17 protein-coding genes are annotated in these 17374 nt (G+C 71.8%); 7 read left to right on the top strand and 10 right to left on the bottom strand.

The window, feature by feature from the left end:
• Positions 1-23: 23 nt before the first annotated feature.
• Complete coding sequence (locus tag ABIA38_RS32505; protein ID WP_424642483.1) at positions 24-917, bottom strand: LysR family transcriptional regulator; 894 nt, start codon at positions 915-917, stop codon at positions 24-26.
• Positions 918-1062: 145 nt separating this feature from the next.
• Between ABIA38_RS32505 and ABIA38_RS32500 the strand changes: the two genes are divergently transcribed.
• The 3 genes from ABIA38_RS32500 (at position 1063) to ABIA38_RS32490 (ending at position 4428) form a co-directional block, all read left to right on the top strand.
• Positions 1063-1977, top strand: a complete 915-nt coding sequence (locus ABIA38_RS32500; protein ID WP_424642482.1) for a DMT family transporter — start codon at positions 1063-1065, stop codon at positions 1975-1977.
• Between the two features lie 396 nt (positions 1978-2373).
• Positions 2374-3471, top strand: coding sequence for a GNAT family N-acetyltransferase (locus ABIA38_RS32495; RefSeq protein ID WP_424642481.1), 1098 nt, complete (start codon positions 2374-2376; stop codon positions 3469-3471).
• A gap of 234 nt (positions 3472-3705) precedes the next feature.
• Positions 3706-4428, top strand: coding sequence for a GNAT family N-acetyltransferase (locus tag ABIA38_RS32490; RefSeq protein WP_424642480.1), 723 nt, complete (start codon positions 3706-3708; stop codon positions 4426-4428).
• Positions 4429-4528: 100 nt separating this feature from the next.
• On the opposite strand, the gene ABIA38_RS32485 is transcribed toward ABIA38_RS32490, so the two are convergent.
• The 4 genes from ABIA38_RS32485 to ABIA38_RS32470 all read right to left on the bottom strand — a co-directional run bounded on the left by ABIA38_RS32485 (position 4529) and on the right by ABIA38_RS32470 (position 7540).
• A complete protein-coding gene (locus ABIA38_RS32485) occupies positions 4529-4999 on the bottom strand; it encodes an NUDIX domain-containing protein (RefSeq protein WP_424642479.1) in 471 nt (156 codons plus the stop codon).
• 487 nt (positions 5000-5486) lie between these two features.
• Positions 5487-5912, bottom strand: coding sequence for a hypothetical protein (locus ABIA38_RS32480; RefSeq protein ID WP_424642478.1), 426 nt, complete (start codon positions 5910-5912; stop codon positions 5487-5489).
• A complete protein-coding gene (locus tag ABIA38_RS32475) occupies positions 5909-6196 on the bottom strand; it encodes a hypothetical protein (RefSeq protein WP_424642477.1) in 288 nt (95 codons plus the stop codon). The genes ABIA38_RS32480 and ABIA38_RS32475 overlap by 4 nt, the downstream gene beginning before the upstream one ends.
• 462 nt (positions 6197-6658) lie before the next feature.
• Positions 6659-7540: a helix-turn-helix domain-containing protein gene (locus ABIA38_RS32470; RefSeq protein WP_424642476.1), complete on the bottom strand. Its 882-nt coding sequence runs from the start codon at positions 7538-7540 to the stop codon at positions 6659-6661.
• On the opposite strand from ABIA38_RS32470, the gene ABIA38_RS32465 reads away from it, so the two are divergent.
• Positions 7440-7721: a 4a-hydroxytetrahydrobiopterin dehydratase gene (locus ABIA38_RS32465; RefSeq protein ID WP_424642475.1), complete on the top strand. Its 282-nt coding sequence runs from the start codon at positions 7440-7442 to the stop codon at positions 7719-7721. The two genes, ABIA38_RS32470 and ABIA38_RS32465, sit on opposite strands and share 101 nt — an antisense overlap.
• A gap of 45 nt (positions 7722-7766) precedes the next feature.
• On the opposite strand, the gene ABIA38_RS32460 is transcribed toward ABIA38_RS32465, so the two are convergent.
• The 3 genes from ABIA38_RS32460 to ABIA38_RS32450 are packed head-to-tail and all read right to left on the bottom strand — an operon-like array spanning position 7767 to position 10905.
• The gene (locus tag ABIA38_RS32460; RefSeq protein ID WP_424642474.1) at positions 7767-8258 is read right to left on the bottom strand and encodes a copper chaperone PCu(A)C; all 492 of its coding nucleotides are present in this window, start codon (positions 8256-8258) and stop codon (positions 7767-7769) included.
• Complete coding sequence (locus ABIA38_RS32455) at positions 8255-10543, bottom strand: heavy metal translocating P-type ATPase (RefSeq protein ID WP_424642473.1); 2289 nt, start codon at positions 10541-10543, stop codon at positions 8255-8257. Before ABIA38_RS32455 ends, ABIA38_RS32460 begins: the two co-directional genes overlap by 4 nt.
• Positions 10540-10905 (bottom strand): hypothetical protein, encoded by a 366-nt coding sequence (locus ABIA38_RS32450; RefSeq protein WP_424642472.1) that lies wholly within the window; start codon positions 10903-10905, stop codon positions 10540-10542. Before ABIA38_RS32450 ends, ABIA38_RS32455 begins: the two co-directional genes overlap by 4 nt.
• A gap of 598 nt (positions 10906-11503) precedes the next feature.
• On the opposite strand from ABIA38_RS32450, the gene ABIA38_RS32445 reads away from it, so the two are divergent.
• A complete protein-coding gene (locus tag ABIA38_RS32445; protein WP_424642471.1) occupies positions 11504-12292 on the top strand; it encodes a hypothetical protein in 789 nt (262 codons plus the stop codon).
• 783 nt (positions 12293-13075) lie between these two features.
• The gene (locus ABIA38_RS32440) at positions 13076-13666 is read left to right on the top strand and encodes a sigma-70 family RNA polymerase sigma factor (protein ID WP_424642470.1); all 591 of its coding nucleotides are present in this window, start codon (positions 13076-13078) and stop codon (positions 13664-13666) included.
• A 218-nt stretch (positions 13667-13884) separates the two neighbouring features.
• On the opposite strand, the gene ABIA38_RS32435 is transcribed toward ABIA38_RS32440, so the two are convergent.
• Positions 13885-14187 carry a hypothetical protein gene (locus ABIA38_RS32435; RefSeq protein WP_424642469.1) on the bottom strand — a complete coding sequence of 101 codons (303 nt, stop codon included), beginning with the start codon at positions 14185-14187 and terminating at the stop codon, positions 13885-13887.
• Positions 14188-14504: 317 nt separating this feature from the next.
• Positions 14505-15482 (bottom strand): Lrp/AsnC family transcriptional regulator, encoded by a 978-nt coding sequence (locus ABIA38_RS32430; RefSeq protein ID WP_424642468.1) that lies wholly within the window; start codon positions 15480-15482, stop codon positions 14505-14507.
• 115 nt (positions 15483-15597) lie between these two features.
• On the opposite strand from ABIA38_RS32430, the gene ABIA38_RS32425 reads away from it, so the two are divergent.
• Entirely contained in the window at positions 15598-17034 is a 1437-nt protein-coding gene (locus ABIA38_RS32425; protein ID WP_424642467.1) for an FAD-dependent monooxygenase, read from the top strand.
• The last annotated feature ends 340 nt before the right edge of the window (positions 17035-17374 follow it).

The following is a 17374-nucleotide window of genomic DNA, read 5'->3' as shown; positions in this document are numbered from 1 at the left end:
AGGACCGCGAAGCGGGGCGTGGATCAGCCGGACGCGGCCTCGTGCAGCGCGGCGAGGAAGGTCCGCAGTGCCGGCTGGGGCGGCGCGGATCGGCGAACCGCCGCGTAGACCCGGCGAATCGGCTCGGGGTTGCGCAACTCCCGGACCACGGTCGCGGAATCGCCCGTCTCCAGGCCCGATTCGGGGATCAGCGCGACACCGAGACCGGCCGCCACGAACCCCTGGGCGGTGGCGTAGTCCTGACTGTCCACCACGAAGTCCGGACTGAACCCGGCCGCACCGCACGCGTTGAGCAGCACGTCCAGACACGGGCCGGCCGATTCGCTCGCCACCCACGGTTCGTCGGCCAGCTCGATCAGGTCGAGTGCCGGTTTCGCGGCGAGCGGGTGGTCGTGCGGGAGTACGGCGCGATACCGGACGTCGAGCACGTGTTCCAGGCGCAGGTCCTCGACCGGTGGCCGGTCGTCCGGCCGGACGACGAGCGCCACATCGGCCCGGCCGTCGCGTACCTCGGCGAGCGGATCGCGGGGTTCGGACAGCTGCAACCGCACCTGTACGCCCGGGTGTTCCCGGCGCAGCGCGGCCAACGCAGGGGCCACGAGCACGACTCCGACGCTGGCGAAGTAGTGGATCGTGATCCGCCCGCTCCGCCCGGCCCGAAGATCGGCCAGCGCGGTCTCGGCGGCGGCCACGTGGGTGCCGATCACCGCCGCACACTCGGTGAGCAGCCGCCCGGCCTCGGTGGGTCGTACGCCTCGCCCGATGCGTTCGAGGAGTGCGATCCCGGCCTCCTTCTCCAGGGTCGCGAGCTGCTGACTCACGGCGGAGGGCGTGTAGCCGAGATTCCGCGCGGCGGCGGTGATCGAGCCGCTGGTCACCACCGCCCGCAACATCTGCATCCGCCGCACATCGATCATGCAGATGAGCTTAATGGTTCATGTAGACATTGTCGCTTGCCTTAAGAGACAGGGTCCGACACCGTACAAACAAACCACCCCATCGTATGAACCACCCCTCCGGAGGCGAACCGTGCTCGGCGGCTCACGCGCAACGCTCGTGCGAATGGCGGTCCTGGCGCTGCTGTGGGGCTCCGGCTTCCTGTGGATCAAGCTCGCCCTGAACGGCGGCCTGGCCCCGCTGCACATCACCGTGGTGCGCTGCGCCCTCGGCAGCGCCGCGCTGTTGGCGCTGGCCCGGTCCGCCGGCCAACGGCTGCCCCGTGATCGTGGTACCTGGGGTCGACTGGTCCTCGCGGCGCTGCTGTGCAACGCGCTGCCGTTCTTCCTGTTCGCGGTCGGCGAGCAGACGGTGGACTCGGGGGTGGCGGGTGTACTCAACGCCACCACGCCGCTGTGGTCCCTGGCCCTCGGGATCGGCCTCGGCACGGATCGCGGCGCGCATCCGCTGCGCCTGGTCGGCCTGGTCCTCGGCTTCGCCGGCACGTTGGTGATCTTCGCGCCCTGGCAGGGAGGCGGCCCGGGCGGTTGGGGCGCATTGGCCCTGCTCGGCGCGGCCGTCTCGTACGCGGTCGCGTTCGCGTACATGGCCCGTCGGCTGATCGGCCGGGGCGCCGAGCCCCTCGCGCTGTCCGCGGCCCAACTCCTGTGCGCCACCGGGCTGACCGCACTCGCGCTGCCGGCCGGCCCGACGAATCCGGGCGGCCCGACGCCGACCGCCGTACTCGCCGTGATCGTCTTGGGCATCTTCGGCACCGGGGTCACATTCCACCTGAACTCCCGCCTGATCGCCGATGAGGGGCCGACGGCGGCGGCGACGGTCGGCTATCTGCTGCCGGTGGTGTCGGTGACGGCGGGCGCGATCGTCCTGGACGAGCCGCTGACCCTCCGGGTGATCGCGGGCATGGTGGTGGTGCTCGTGGGGGTGGGCCTGACCCGGACCCGGACCCGACCCACGGTGGTTGCGCCCGACAGCCGCGCCCCGGCAGCAGCGGCGGCGGAGAAGAAGGAGGTGGGGTGAGGTGGGGTGAGGTTGGGTGGGGTTGGGTGAGGTTGGGTGAGGTGAGTCCGAACGACCGGGTGTCGTGACCCGAACGTCGGTGTCCCCGAAGGGGATTCGCCGGGGCCGGATCGCGGTGATGGGCTGCGTCGACGAACTCGCCCCGGTGCCGAGCGCGGTGTTGACCATGATCGACGCGGGCCGGCAAAACCGTTGGCAGCCCGCCGCCGTCGGTGCTTATGGTGGAGCAGCAATGAGCGCAGCCCGACGGGCCGGGCGTGGCCGACGCGGTGACCGCATCGGGCGGTTCCCCGCAGGACACGAGCCTTTCGCTGCGCCCACTCCCGGATTCGGCTCGCCGCCACGGCACGCGCGCAGCGGGTGGGTGTTGTGGGCAGCGCCGAGAAAGGACACTTCGTGAGCGGGACGACACACAACATTCCCGAACTCCGTGCGCTGCGCGATCGGGTGGCCGCTCCGTCGTCCGTCGAGTTGCCCACGGTCGGCGACGGGCTCACCTGGCGACCGGTCACCGCCGCCGACATCGACCTGATCCTCGACCTGAAGCGGGCCGCCGGAAGAATCGATCATCCACGCTCGCTGGTGACGCGGGACGAGTTGGTGGAGGAGTTCGGGATGGCCTCCTTCGATCCCGAGCGCGACGCCGTGATCGCCGTCGACTCCGCCGGGCGGGCCGTCGCGTACGGCTCGGCCGTGGCTCCGACGAGCCGAGAGACGATCGTCTGCGTCGACCTCGACGGAACGGTGGCTCCGGATCGTCGTCGAGAGGGCATCGGCAGCGCGCTGTTGGCCTGGCAGGAGGCGCGCGGGCGCCAACATCTCGCGGCCTGTGCCGACGCCCTACCCGGGTGGCTCGCCTCGGGCGCGCCCGACCACGCGGTCTCCGCCATCCGGCTTCTGGAAACGCACGGCTACGAACGCACGCGGCGGTGGCTGGAGTTGGAGCGTGATCTGGCCGCGCCGATAGCGGAGCCGCCGGCGGTTGCCGGAGTGCGGCTGGTGCCGTACGGGGAGGAGTGGCAGGAGCGAGCCAGGTCGGCGATGAACGACGCCTTCCGCGACCACTGGGGCAGTCAGCCGGTCACCACCGCCGAATGGGCCGCCGGAGACCGCCTCGAGGCATTCCGCCCGGACCTGTCCGTACTCGCCGTTGCGTCCGTTACATCCGTCGCACCCGTCGCCTCCGACGCACCCGACGCATCCGACGGCGAACGTGTCGTCGGCTTCGTCTTCGTCGACGTGGCGCGGGACGAATGGCCGTTGCGTGGCGGCCCGTTCGGCTATCTCACAACCGTCGGCGTGCGGCGGGAAGCGCGGGGGCAGGGGCTGGCCCGCGCGCTGTTGGCCAACGTGCTGCGGACGCTGCGGGCCGAGGGACTGGGCCACGCCGTACTCGACGTCGACGCCGACAGCCCCACCGGTGCCCTCGGCCTGTACCAGAGTCTCGGCTTCACCATCACCGACCGCTCGGTCAGCCTCGTGAAGCGCTTCTGACCGGCGCCCGGGGCCGGCGGCCCATCCGGCTCCCCCTCGGTCGGCCGCCGTCGCCCCGGACGCCATCCGCGCCGCCAGGGATGGGGACGGGGCCGGCGGCGGCTCCTCGGACGTCCGTCGATCCGACCTGCGGCACCCCCACCCACGGCATCCCCACTTGACCCCGCCGCCCGACCCGCCGCCCGACCCGCCGCCCGACCCGCCGCCCGACCGCAACGGACGGAAGCACCCGACGTGTACCCCTCCACCATCACCGACTTCTGGCTCAGCCCCTCCCCGACGAGTCGGCTCCACTACGGTGACGACACCTTCCGGGTCTTCACCGACGCCACCCTCGACGAGGACGAACGGCTCTCCATCCGCACCACGGCCGACGGGACGACGCGCGTGCTGCTCACCCCGGCGGTCGCCGGGACGATCGGCCTGCAGGACGGACAGCCCATCGACGAGGCGGACTTCCGACAGCGGCTGGCACGATCCGGCATCACGCTGAACGGGGCCGACAACGTGTTCTACTTCACCGACGAGGCCCGAGAGACGTTGCTCGGCGAGCCGGACGCCGCCTCGATCCGGGTGCTCACCGAGGCCGACGGACGGGCGTTCGAACAGTTCGAGGAGGCGGCGTCGGAGCAGGATCGCGACGACGCGTACGTCGAACTGGACCACTGGCTGGTCTACGGCGCGTTCGAGGGAGAGAGGTTGGTGTGCGTGGCGAGCATGTACCCGTGGGACGGCGCGCCGCTCGCCGACCTCGGCGTGCTGACGCTCCCTCCGTACCGAGGCAGGGGCCACGCCCCCCGCCTCGTCCGCGCGATCTCCCGAGCGGCGCTCGCCCGGGGACACGAGCCGCAGTACCGCTGCCAACTCGACAACCACGCCTCGGTGGCCGCAGCCGAATCGGCCGGCCTGACCCGATTCGGCACGTGGGACCTCATCGCGGAGGACTCGCCGGTATAGGCCCCCGCCGGCTTGCCCCGAAATCGAACCGACACTCAGGATCCAGGCGTGCTGTCGAAGTGGATCCGGGTTGACGATGGTGACCGGCAGATGCGGCGGCTCAGCCGAGGTGTGGTTGGTCTCCGCCTGCCAGGTAGTGCCGAAGACGCAGGCGCTGAGTGTGGTGCATTGGCAACTCGGGCAATTCGGCGGGTGTCTTGAAGCCGAGAGCGGTGGACTCGTCGGACGGCGTCAGTTCTCCTCCGATGATCCGCGCGACGAAGCACACGTTGAACTGCTGGCGTACTTCTCCGTCCGAGTAGGCGATCACATGGCGTGGGTCGGTGTAGATGCCGACGAGGCCGACGATCTCGACGGCGAGGCCGGTCTCTTCGCGGGTTTCCCGGACGGCGCACTCGGGGAGCGACTCGCCGAGGTTCATCGTTCCGCCGGGCAGCGCCCAGTTGCCCGAGTCCGCGCGCCGCTGCACGAGCACACGCCCTTGCGCATCGACCACGACCACGGACGCCGCGACGACGAGCGAGTTGGGCAAGGGGGCGCCCGGATCGTCGTAGTAGTCGGTGCGTGCCATGACCTCACGCTACGGCGCGCTTCGCTCCCACACGGCCAGGCGACAACGCTGCCGCTCTCGCTCAGGTATCTCGGCGAGGCTCCGCCGCCGGAGCCGGACGAGATCGCGCGGGTGATCGTCCGCGTGACGCCGACCAAGGTGAACAGCTTCGCGGTCTAAAGGCAATGCCATTGCTCTATGGATCCGGCCGGGCCGAACCGTCCGCCCGTTGGCTCGACCCATATGTGTTGCACCCGTTCGTCGCCGGCCCCCACAACGCCTCATCGCGAGGGTCGGACGTCATCGGGTCCCCCGTGGCCCACACCGGCTTCACCGCTTCCGTATGACCTTCACCAACGCCTCCACCGCCTGTGACCAGGCGTGGGTTGGTGGGGCCGCGAAGCCGATCAGGACTCCCTGGGTCGGGGTTTGGCCTTGCCATGGTTCGAGGGAGAGAGATTGGTGCGCGTGGCGAGCATGTACCCGTGGGGCGGCGCGATCGACACGGTCAGGCCGGGTCGTCGGCGGATCGCACGGCCCATCGGATCGGGCCGACGTGGCTCGGTGCGGCGGCAGTCGGCGTGTCGGCCCGGCAGAGTGCAGGTGCCGCTACGGCGTCGGGTGTTGTGGGCTTGGCGGAGGCGAGTCGGGGTTGGTGGGGGTTCGGTTCGTGGGTGTGTTCGCGTTGCAGGATCATCTGTACGTAGCCGGGTGAGAAGCCGGCGGTGGCGGCGATGGTGTCGATAGGTATGCCGGCGTGGTGGGCGTTGGCAACTGCGGTGCGGAGCGCGGCGCCGGCGGTGCGGCATTGCTGTTGGTGTGCGTGTTGCTCCCGGTCCGATGTTGTTGCGGGGTTGGGTTGTCGGCCCTGGAGTCGGTTGGGTGCGGCGGCGGTTGCGGCCAGGTGGGCGAGGGCGGTGGGGCGGTCGGTCATCGGTTCGGCTCCGATGTGTGGAGGCGGCGGGCGATGGTGCGGTCGGTGATGGCGGCGCGGATGCCTTCGCTGTCGAGCCATCGGCCCAGGCGGCTGTGGAGTTCGGTGACCTGGTCGATGGTGAGTCCGGTGACGGGCATCGGGCCCGGGCACAGGCGGGGTTCGGGTGGGGTGGTGGTGGGGATGAGGTCGGGGCGGTGGCGGGCGAGGTCGCCGAGGAGGACCTCGCGGTGGTGTTCCCGGACGTGGACGATCCCGCGTGGTTCGGGGCGGTCCCCGCCCACGGAGTCGACGAACACCCGCAGCCGCAGCCCGAATCCGTCCCGGATCAGCAGGGCTCGGCCGGACGGCCGGTCCTGCGGGCGCAGTGGGCGGAGCAGTGTCTCGGCGAAGAAGGCCAGGTCGGCGTCGGTGAGGTGGAACGCGACCCGCGGCAGCGCATCCGGGTCGGAGGACGAGGTGGTGACGGCCAGGCGCCATGGCCGGGGGTGGTCGGTGGGGTTCAGAGCAGTGGGGTGAGGACGGGCCCGGTGCCGCTCGATGCGGCACGGGGACGGAGGGTGGCCGAAGAACCCAGCCGGGCCCGCCCGTTCATGGGGACACTTGCTCGCAGGCGGCGAGTTGGGGCCGGCGATGGTGGTGAACGTGAGGCGAGGTCACACGCTCACCGTAGGGCGGGGCGTTTCTTCTTATCGGCCGTGTTTCTCCGGATTTCTCCGAGAGCTACAAACGTGTCCGGGCGATTCTCAGCCGCAGGAAAGCGCGGCTTGTGCGCGTGCGATGAGGAGTTGGGCCGGTCGACCGTAGACCGCTGCTTCGTTCAGAGAGTCCCAGATGGTCGTGAACAGCGACAGGTTGTCGGAGTCTTCGAGCCACATCTCCGCCGTCCACGTCTCGGTGATCACGAGGCGGTCGTCATAGATCCAGAATCCGTCACCCGGCGCGACGCTGAGGTCCGCGTCGAACGGGACGATGCCGAGGGACACGGAGCCGAGACCGAGTACGCCGCTCAGTCGGTCGAGTTGCCCTGCCAAGACATCCCGAGGGCAGACGCGCACGCGGAGCGCACCTTCCCACAGGAGGGCGTGAACCTGTCGTCCAGGCTCGTAGAGGAAATCCTGTCGACGAAGGCGCGCGGTTACCGCCGCCTCGACATCGCGCGGTGTGCGACGCAGTTCGGCGTAGCGGCCCAGGACGTTTCGCGCGTAGTCGGCCGTCTGGAAGATGCCGGGGATCACCCCGGCCTCGAAGCCGCGCAGCACCCTGGTGCGTTTGATCTCGACGACACCGGCTTCCTGGCGGGGCCGGTGGCCGGCGGCGAGCTGCCGTTTCCAGGTGCGGTACGTCGTTTCGAACCTGCTGAGTCGGGCCTTGAGTTCGGGGGCGACGTGAGGTCGGCCGACGGTCTGCGCCCACGCGTCGAGGTCGGCGCCGGTCGGCGTCTGCCGCCCTGTCTCCAGCTTCGAGACCTTCGAGGGGGGCCAGCCCAGACGGCGGGCGGCCTCGCGACCGGTCAGACCCGCCTGGGTGCGCAGTTCGCGCAGCCGCGCGTGGACTACGGATGGGCGTCGGATCGAGCGTACGTACTGGATTTCGCATGTCGCCGGGGCGGCGTTCGTTGTGCACATCGCGGTGATCCAGGACGACTGGGGGCACCATTCCGACGCGACGCTCGGGTACAAGTCCGTTCGCGTGAGCATCAGTTCCAGTGACCTGGGTGGGCATGTCGCCGGGCATGACATCGAACTTGCGCGTCGGATCGAGGCTGTTGCGTCCGCGCATGGTGCGGTGCCGGGTGAGCATCCGTGACGGCCCCGGGTGTTGGGTTGGTCGGCGCGCGGGGCCGTTTTTGGGTCAGGAGGACTTGGCCGGGGTCCAGGTGCCTGGGCGGATTACTACGGCCGTGGTGTGGATCGGGGGGCTGTGGCGGAAGTGGAGGGTGAAGGGGATGGTTTCGCCGGGGGTGAGCTTCGGGGGGTTGCCGAGCATGATGTTGGCGCCGCTGGCGGTCATGCCCAGCAGGCCGTTGGCCGGGATCGGGAGGGACTTGGTCATCCACATGCGGCCGGCGTAGCCCGTGTAGGTGTGGAAGCTGAAGCCGACGTCGGTGGTGATCGGGGTGGTGACGGCGGTGAGTTCGTCGTTGGCGGCGCCGGAGTTGCGGATGGTGAAGTAGGCCGACGTGGCGTCGGCGTTGGTGGCCAGGTGGACTCGGCCGTCGGAGATGGAGAGTTTGGGGGCACTGCCGGCCTGGCCGGACGCCGTCCACGCGGTGAGCAGGGTCAGTGCCAGGGCGGCGGCCACGAGGGGGCCCGCGATCGACTTGAGCAGGGCTACGGGTTTCATGGGCGGACCGGCTTCGTGTTGTCGTCGGTGGGGTGGGTGGCGGCTCGGAAGCGGGTCAGGCGCAGGCTGTTGGTGACCACGGCCAGTGAGCTGACCGACATCGCGGCGGCGGCGAGCATCGGATTGAGCAGGCCGGTCACCGCGATCGGGATCAGCACCACGTTGTAGCCGAACGCCCAGCCCAGATTGGCCCGGATCGTCCCCGTGGTGCGCCGGGAGAGTCGGATCGCGTCGGCGAGCGCGGTCAGGTCGTCGCGGACCAGCGTGACGTCGGCGACGCCGATCGCCGCGGCCGTACCGCCGCCCATCCCGATGCCCAGATCCGCCTCGCCCAGCGCGATCGTGTCGTTGATACCGTCCCCGACCACCGCGATCGCCCGCCCCGGCTGGTCCTGGCGCAGTCCGCGGACCAGTTCGGCCTTGTCGTGCGGGTCCAATTCGCTCAGCACCTCGTCGATGCCCACCGCGTCGGCGATCGCCCGCGCCGGGCCCGGCCGGTCGCCGGTGGCCAGGACCACCGTGACGCCGAGCCGAGTCAGCGCGCGGATCGCCCCGGCCGCCTCCGGCCGTACCGAGTCGCCCAGGACGAAGACCCCGGCCGGCACGCCGTTCACCGTGGCCAGCACCGCGGTGTCCCCGGCCGCGTCCGCCTCGGCCAGCGTGGCCCGCAGGTTGGCGGGCAGCGCGGCCGGGTCCTCGGCTCCCGGACGCAGTACCGCGACGCGTGCCCCGTCCACCAACCCGCGTACGCCAGTGCCGGGTTCGGAGCCGAAATCGGCGACGGGTGGTAGCGGGCCGTGTTGTTCCACCGCGGCCCGCGCGAGCGCCCGGCCGATCGGGTGCGCGGACCCGGCCTCGACCGCGCCGACCTGGGAGAGGAGTTCGCCCGGATCCACGCCCGGGGCCGCGGTGTGTCGCAGCAGGCTCATCCCGCCCGTGGTGAGCGTGCCGGTCTTGTCCACCACGACGGTGCCCACCCGGCGCAGCCGTTCCAGGCCGGCGGGTTCGCGGATCAATACGCCGAGTCGGGCGCCGCGACCGGTGGCGGCCAGGATCGCGGTGGGCGTGGCCAGCCCGAGCGCGCACGGGCAGGCGACCACCAATACGGCCATCGTCGCGCCCGCCGCGGCCTGTGGATCGCCGCCCGCGCCGAGCCAGAAGCCCAGCACGGTAACCGCCGTGGCCAGGACGGAGGGTACGAACACGCCCGCGATCCGGTCGGCCAGGCGCTGGGCGTTGGTCTTGCCCGCCTGCGCCTCCTCGACCGCGGCGGCGATCCGGGCCAGCCGGGTGTCCGCGCCGACTGCCGTGGCCCGTACGGTGATTCGGCCGCCCTCATTGACGCTGCCGCCCGGCACCGGGTCCTCCGGGCCGACCTCCATCGGCCGGCTCTCCCCGGTCAGGTGCGACACGTCGAGCGCGGACCGGCCCTCGACCACGACGCCGTCGGCCGGCACCCGGTCGCCGGGCCGCACCAGGAATACCTGACCCACCGTCAAGGACGCGGTGGACACGGTCACCTCGACGTCGCGCCCGCGCGGACCCGGATGCAGTACGGCCACCTCGTCGGGCACGAGAGTGGCCAACTCCCGTACGGCCGAGCCGGTTCGACTGCGCGCCCGCTCCTCCAGGCGGCGCCCGAAGCGGACGAACAACGGTACGGCTACCGCGACTTCGAGGTACATGTGGGCCTCGGTGCCGGTCGCCGGCGGCAGCAGGGTGAAGGCCATCCGCATCCCGGGCTCGCCCGCGCCGCCCCGGAACAGCGCCCACAACGACCAGCCGAACGCGGCGAGTACGCCCAGGCTGACCAGCGTGTCCATGGTCGCGCCGGCGTAGCGCAGGCCGTGCCAGGCCCGCCGGTGGAAGGGCCACGCGCCCCACGTGGCCACCGGCGCGGCCAGCATCAGGCACAACCACTGCCAGTTGGTGAACTGCCACGCGGGCACCATGGACAGGACCAGGACCGGGATCGCAAGGGCGGCCATCACGAGCAGGTCCCGCCGACCGTGGTCCGCGTCCTGATCGGTGGTCGTCCGGTCGGCGGCGGCCGGTGTCGCGCCGGACACGGTGGCCGAGTAGCCCGCCTCGGTGACCGCCGCGAGCAGGTCCAGTACGGCGACGGAGGCGGGGTGTACCACCCGGGCCCGACCGGTGGCCAGGTTCACCGTCGCGGTGACGCCGTCGAGCCGGGCCAGCCGCTTCTCCACCCGATTCACACACGCGCCGCAGGTCATCCCGGACACCGTGACGTTGGTGGTGACGAGAGCTGCCGAGGTGGTCACAGGACACCCCCGACGGTGCGCGATGCGGCGCGCGGCGCGCCGGCGGGTTCGCCGAGGCCCATCGAACCGTGTCCGCCGCCGCCTTCGTCGCCCATCTTCACCGGCGCGCCGGGCGGACCGGGCTTGCGCAGATCCGGGGCCACGGGTCCGGCCTGGCGGCCGACCGCGAACGCGACGACGAACAGCAGGGCGAGCAGGCCGAGGAAGGCGAACACGGTACGGGAGGCGGCGAGCGACGCGGATCGGGTCGGGCCGGCCGTGGCCGCCGCCGGGCGCGGACGGAACGGCAGACGTAGACGCAGACGCGGACGCGGACGCCGGGGGCGGTTCCGGGGGTCGGGTCCGCCGGCGAACACGGGCATGAATCGGGCTCCAGGGATCGGAAAGGCTCGGAACGGCGTGGAACTGTTCAAAACGTCTCGGAATGGTTCGAAACGTCTCGGAACGGTTCGGGCGGCGGGCCCAGGGGCGGGCGTGAACAAAGGCACGGGGCATCCGGGTAGTCGGCCGCCGATCACCGCTGGTTCCCCGGCTGTTGTGATTCCGGTCGGGAATCGTGTCGCCCGTGCCGGTCGGCGGGGCCGATTCGGGTCGGGTGCCCCGGGGGCCTCGGCTGCCGGCGAGTGTGGCGCCGACCACGTTTCGATGGCGCTTCGACCGTGCTTCGGACCGTGCTTCGGCCGTCGTTCGGCCGCGCTGCGACCGTGCTTGGATCCCGCCTCGATCGCACCCCGATCGCACCTCGGTTGTGCTTCGGTCGCACCCCGGTTGTGCTTCGGTCGTGCTTTTGATCGCGTCGTGACCGTGGTTCGACCGTGATCCGACCATGTTTCGGTCGCGTTCCGATCGGCTTTCGACCGGATTCGGGCGCGAGTTCGAGTGTGGTTCGGGAAAGGTTCCGGAGAAGTTCCGGAAGTGAGCGGACACCCCCGGGTCCCTGCCGAGGCCGCAGGTGGGAACATGAGCTTCACCATGCCTGCCCGGTCCGTGCTTCGAGTTGTTCGCGCCGCGACGTTCGCGGTGATCTGCGTGTTGCTCGCGCTGTTCGGGCACACGCTGATGTCGGACGCCCCGGTCCACTGGGCCGCACCCGTCGGCGCCGGCGCGGGCATCGCGGTACTCGCCTGGGCCGTGGCCGATCGGGAACGTGGCCTCGGCGCGATCACCGCGGCCGTACTCGCCGCCCAGGCCGGTCTGCACACCCTCTTCACCCTCGCCCAACAGCCGGTCGCCGAGCCGACCGGTGCGGCCCGGTTCCAGTCGCAGTGGTTGCAGATACTGCTGTGCAACGACGACCGGCCCGGCGAGGCGGCCACCCACTCGGTGGCCGAACTCCTGTCCCGGATGCGGCTGGACCCGGAACTGGCCCGGCAATCCCCGGCAGCGGCCGGCTTCGGCGGACCGCCGTCCGGCGGGCATCACATGGGCGCGTCCGGCGGGATGAACCACGACGGCGCGCTCGGCATGGTGCTTGGACACGGCGGCACCGGGATGGTGGCCGCGCACGTACTCGCCGCGCTCGGCTGCGGTGTGTGGTTGCGACACGGTGAGAAGGCGGTCTTCCGACTGCTGCGTGTGCTCGCAACGATGGCGGGCGCGGTGGTGCTCGCGCTGGTCCGGGCCTGGACGTCGCCGATCGCCACCCGGCTGCCGGCGCTGCCGCGTTCGGGGCGTCGCGGTGAGCGAGCCGTGCCGAAGTGGGTCTGCCGCCCGCTGCCGGGTCGAGGGCCGCCGGCGCTGTTCGCCTGAGTCGTCCATCCGACGCGTGCCGGGCTTCGGTGCGGTGATCGTGGTTGGCGTTGTGCCATCGGTGGGCCCTGTCGGTCCCGGATCGGGTGGCGGGCGTTGCGCGTCGAGGCCGAGGGCCTCACGTCGAGCCTCGTCGTCCCGAACCTCCGGGCCGCGCGGCCCGGATCGTACTGCGTCGCACCTGTGCAGGCACGCCGTGCCCGTACGTGCGCGGCACACCGCGCCCGCGCTCGGACCGGTTGCCGATCGCCGATCGACGCGACGTGACGCGACGTGACGCGACGTGACGCGACGTCACCCACTCGTGAACGTCGCGCGCACGACGACCGATCGTGCCCGGCCCGGCCCGCGTCGACCCGCGGCGCGTCCGTGCCGTCGACGGTGGACCCAGGCGTACCCATCACCCGAGTAGCGCCCGCCTTCGCGCCGGCGTGCTCGTCGCCGTGTCCGAATCCGACACCGCGTCGACCGCGACGGCCGCCCGGCGGCGCGCCCTCGGGCGCTCCACGCCCCGCCGTCGAGACCGTGCCGCGCCCCACCGGGCGGCCGGCTCCGGCGGGCGTCCCGCCCACCCGCTCGACGATCGATCCGGCTCGACCCGATCGATCGCCGCCCGTATGACGAGGACGTGGAACGTGTCTTCCCTGCACTCTCCCGGCGGCCCGGCCGCCGACCGACACCATCTCCCGACCACCGTGCCGGCCCGGAGAACTCACGCCGCCGGCAGCGACGGAACCCCGACCGCCCACCCGTTCACCGCGACCCGACGCGTGGGGGTGTCCGGTGCATGACCTCGACCTGACCGCGCGGGCCCTGGCGGGTGCCGCCGGGGATCCCGAAGCCGTCGACGACTTCGTCCGGGGTACGCAGCGCGATGTCTGGCGCTTCGTCGCGTATCTGACCGACGTACAGAGCGCGGACGACCTCACCCAGGAGACGTACCTCCGAGCCTGGACCGCACTGCCTCGCTTCACCGGCGCGTCCTCGGTGCGGACCTGGTTGATGTCCATCGCCCGCCGTACGGTCGTCGACCGCTACCGCGCGGCGGCGGCCCGACCGCGTACCGCCGCCGTCGACGACTGGGTGGAAGTCGCCGAACGCCGCCAGGACATCACCCGGCCCGGCTTCGACGAGGGCCTGGCCCTCGACGACCTGTTCGGCGCGTTGCACCCGGCGCGCCGGGAGGCATTCGTGCTCACCCAGGTACTGGACTTCGGCTACGCCGAGGCGGCCACGATCGCCGGCTGCCCGATCGGCACGGTCCGCTCCCGCGTGGCCAGGGCCCGAAGCGACCTGATCGCACTGCTCCGCGAGGCGGAGGAGGCCACATTCGAGGCGGCGGAGCAACGGGTACCGCTGCGCCGGGCAAGCTGAGTCGATCCGGTCCGGTCCGATCCGGTCCGGTCCGATCCGGTCCGGTCCGATCCGGTCCGGTCCGGTCCGGCCCGGCCCGGCGAGGGCGAGGGGGTTCGCCGTCCACCCGACGGCGGGCCCTCGCCCGTCCGCGGCCTGAGCGATCCCAGCGACACCCGCCGACGCGGCGGCGGTGGAACGACCGGCCGTGCCACGTCGTTCCGGCCTCGCCGCCCGTACTACGCCTTGCGGTCCGCCACCGCGTACGACGCCGCCGCCACCGTGCCCGCGACGGCGAATACCGCCGGCCACGCGCCGATCTTCTTGGCCAACGGGTGTGATGCGCCGAAGGCCACGGTGTACAGGCCGGTCAGCGCGGCGGCCGTGGGGGTGCCCGCCTGCTCCCGCCAGCCCTTCGCGGCGAAGGCACCGGCCACGGCCAGGACCGCACCGCCCAACGGGCGCTGCTTCGTGTAGCGGGCGACGGCGTAGCCGCCGACCAGGCCGGTGGCGGCGACGGCGGCGGTGGGGATACGAGCCATGGCGTACTCCTTGAAACATCGACGTGACCGGATCCGAAAACCCGACCGGTGCCCTACCCACCCGAACCTAACGCCCCCGAACTCGCACCCCACCCGCGACCCCAAGCCGGCCACGGCACCCACAACTCCGCGGCAACCACGCCGGGCACTTCATCGCCGTGCCGCCGTGCCGCCGTGCCGTCGCGCCATACCGCCGCGCCGGCCACCGGACCGTGCCACCAGGCCGGGGTACCTCGCAGCCGCGCCCGCCACTGCGCCCGCCACTGCGCCTGCCACCGCGCCCGCCACCGCGTCCTGCGGCGGGGGCGGTTCCGTTGCTATGCCCGGTTCGCCGCCTGCTTGACGGTCTTGATCACCGGTGCCGTTTCGAGGTGCGTAATGGCTGGGAGTGCGGCGATCCGAGTGGTCAGGTACCGGTACAGCTCCCGCTGGTCCGTGCACACCACGCTCGCGTGCAGGTTGGTCGGGCCGGTCGTGGCGGCGGCGAAGGCGATCTCCGGATGTCCGGCCAGCGCCCGACCGGCCTCCTCCAGGTGCGCGGGGGCGACCGAGAGCCAGAGCAGGGTTCGGGCGTGCACGCCGAACATGCGCCAGTCGACGTCGATGTCGAGATAGAGCAGGCCGTGTTCGCGCAGCTCCGTCATCCGGCGCCGGACCGTCGTCGGGGACCAGCCGGTCGTCGTGGCCAACTGCTCGAACCCGGCCCGGCCTTCGGTGGCGAGCAGGGCGAGGAGCTTGCGGTCACCGTCGTCGAGCCGCACCGGCCCGGGTCGAGGCGGCACCGCGGGCGGGCGCAGTCGTTCGATCGCTTCCGCGTCCAGCGATCCGAGTTTGCCGACCAGGTTGTCCGGGCCACCGTAGAAGGCGTGCAGCACGGAGTGCGCGGTCACGCCCTCCACCCGCGGGGTGCGGGGGAGTTTGGCCAGCAGCAGTTCCTCGCTGTCCGCCTCGTTCTCGGTACGGACCGCGCAGGTGATCTCGGTGCCGCCGGAACTGAGGCTCACCCAGGACGTGTCGGGGCGTCTGGCCAGCGCCTCGGCGACCGGGAGCGACGCGGCGGGCGCACATCGCACCCGCAGGAGCCACAGGATGGCGCCGAGCGCGGTCGGGTCGACCCCGCCCAGCACGCGTACCGCTCCGGCCGACCGCAACCGGGCGTACCGGCGGGCGATGGTGCGATCCGACACGCCGAGAACCTCGGCGATGGTGCTGAACGGGGCCCGGCCGTCGATCTGCAGGGCGTGCACGAGCCGACGATCCAGCTCGTCGTAGTCGTTGTCGTAGTCGGATTCCACCGAATCGAGCCTAGACAGTGTCGGATATCGGCGCAATCGAGCCGGATTCTGGCTTGGGCGGCTCGGCAGGCGGAGCGTTGCCTGTGTCCTGATCGACACCGTCAGAGGAGAGTCCATGGACACCGATGTGCTCGTCGTCGGCGCCGGCCCGACCGGAATGACGCTGGCCAACGAACTGCTGATGGCGGGGGTGTCGACCGTGTTGGTCGACAAACTGTCGCAGCGCAGCGACCTGTCCAAGGCGGGCGGTGTGCAGTCCCGCACGTTGGCGGCGCTCGACCAGCGAGGGCTGCTGGAGCCCTTGCTGGCCACCGGGGATCACCCCGTCGCCACCGGCCACTTCGCGGGTATCCCACTCCCGCTCCAGGCCGACCGGCACCGGCTGCCATGGCGGTCCGTACCGCAGGTGGTGATCGAGGGATTCTTCGAGCAACACCTCGCCGCGCACGGCCTGCACGCCCGGAGGGACCACGAACTGGTCGACCTCGCCCAGGACCACAACGGGGTCACCGCGACCTTCACCGGCGGTGCCACCCTCCGCTCTCGTTACCTCGTCGCCGCCGACGGAGCCCACAGCACCGTACGGGCGCTCCTGCGGGCCGCCTTCCCGGGTCAGGCCGGTACGTTGACGATCACCGCCGCCGACGTGCGGCTGAGTGGCGTCGATCCGTCCACGTCGCATACCTGGAACGAGGACGGGCACTGGGCGGCACAGTTCCCGCTCGGCACCGATCCGCAGGGCAGGCAACTGCGCCGATTGGTCCTGGGCGGGCCGGGCCGGTCACTGCCGAGGGAGATTCCGGTCACCGAGGACGAAATCCGGCAAGGTCTGAGTGTCGTGTTCGGCACGCGGGTGCGCCTGCTCGAACTGCGTTACGCCCGCCGGATCACCAACGCGTCACGGCAGGTCGAGCAGTACCGGCACGGGCGGGTGTTCCTGGCGGGCGATGCCGCCCATGTCCACCTTCCGCTCGGCGCGCAGGGCATGAACACCGGGATGCAGGACGCGTTCAACCTCGGTTGGAAGCTCGGCGCCGCCGTACACGGCTGGGCACCGAAGAACCTGCTCGACACGTATCACGCGGAACGGCATCCGGCCGGGGCCGCCGTTTTGCGCAACGTTCGGGCACAGAGCCTGCTGATGGACTGGGCCGGCACCCGCGATCCGGACGTGCTGGCCGCCCGGGAGATCTTCACGGCCATGGCCCAACTCCCGGATGTTCAGCACCATCTCGCCGACCTGATGTCCGGGATGGCCGGCCGCTACCCGATGCCGGGCACCGAAACCCATCCGCTCGTCGGCCGGCCCGTACCGGACCTGGACCTCGGCCCGGCCCGGGTGCACGAACTGCTGCGGTCCGGGCACGGCATCCTGCTGGACCCGGCCGACACGTTCGCCGGGATCGCCGACCCCTGGTCGGACCGGGTGGGCCGGGTGGGCCGGGGCGCCGACACCGAGGCGATGCTCATCCGGCCGGACGGCTACGTGTGCTGGGCCGGCGCGGACGACCTGGAACCGGCGCTGGCCCGCTGGTTCGGCGCGCCCCACTGAGCCGACATTCAGGAGCCCGGCCGTCGTGCAGAGAATGCCTGCCCCACCGCCGGCGCCGCCGCCACGTCGACCGCAACGGCCCACCACCCCGCGCCGCCAATCCCGTTCCCGCCCTCGCGCGCCATTGGCGGGTCGGCCGCCGCGGCCCGCCACCTTGCGCCGTCCCGCTCGCTCCGCTCCCGCGCACCCCGCCACCTTGCGCTGTCCCGCTCGCTCCGCTCCCGCGCACCCCGCCACCTTGCGCCGTCCCGCTCGCTCCGCTCCCGCGCACCCCGCCACCTTGCGCCGTCCCGCTCGCTCCGCTCCCGCGCACCCCGCCACCTTGCGCCGTCCCGCTCGC

This window comes from Embleya sp. AB8 (genome assembly GCF_049739465.1).
Taxonomy (GTDB): Bacteria; Actinomycetota; Actinomycetes; order Streptomycetales; family Streptomycetaceae; genus Embleya.
This window is presented reverse-complemented; position numbering and strand designations above follow the sequence as displayed.

Excerpts from the sequence above, each read along its gene's own strand:
- ABIA38_RS32470 (WP_424642476.1), bottom strand. The coding sequence starts at position 7,540 with ATGTGCACAACGAACGCCGCCCCGGCGACATGCGAAATCCAGTACGTA.
- ABIA38_RS32480 (WP_424642478.1), bottom strand. The coding sequence starts at position 5,912 with ATGACCGACCGCCCCACCGCCCTCGCCCACCTGGCCGCAACCGCCGCC.
- ABIA38_RS32450 (WP_424642472.1), bottom strand. The coding sequence starts at position 10,905 with ATGCCCGTGTTCGCCGGCGGACCCGACCCCCGGAACCGCCCCCGGCGT.
- ABIA38_RS32485 (WP_424642479.1), bottom strand. The coding sequence starts at position 4,999 with ATGGCACGCACCGACTACTACGACGATCCGGGCGCCCCCTTGCCCAAC.
- ABIA38_RS32445 (WP_424642471.1), top strand. The coding sequence starts at position 11,504 with ATGAGCTTCACCATGCCTGCCCGGTCCGTGCTTCGAGTTGTTCGCGCC.
- ABIA38_RS32435 (WP_424642469.1), bottom strand. The coding sequence starts at position 14,187 with ATGGCTCGTATCCCCACCGCCGCCGTCGCCGCCACCGGCCTGGTCGGC.
- ABIA38_RS32500 (WP_424642482.1), top strand. The coding sequence starts at position 1,063 with ATGGCGGTCCTGGCGCTGCTGTGGGGCTCCGGCTTCCTGTGGATCAAG.
- ABIA38_RS32425 (WP_424642467.1), top strand. The coding sequence starts at position 15,598 with ATGGACACCGATGTGCTCGTCGTCGGCGCCGGCCCGACCGGAATGACG.
- ABIA38_RS32460 (WP_424642474.1), bottom strand. The coding sequence starts at position 8,258 with ATGAAACCCGTAGCCCTGCTCAAGTCGATCGCGGGCCCCCTCGTGGCC.
- ABIA38_RS32505 (WP_424642483.1), bottom strand. The coding sequence starts at position 917 with ATGATCGATGTGCGGCGGATGCAGATGTTGCGGGCGGTGGTGACCAGC.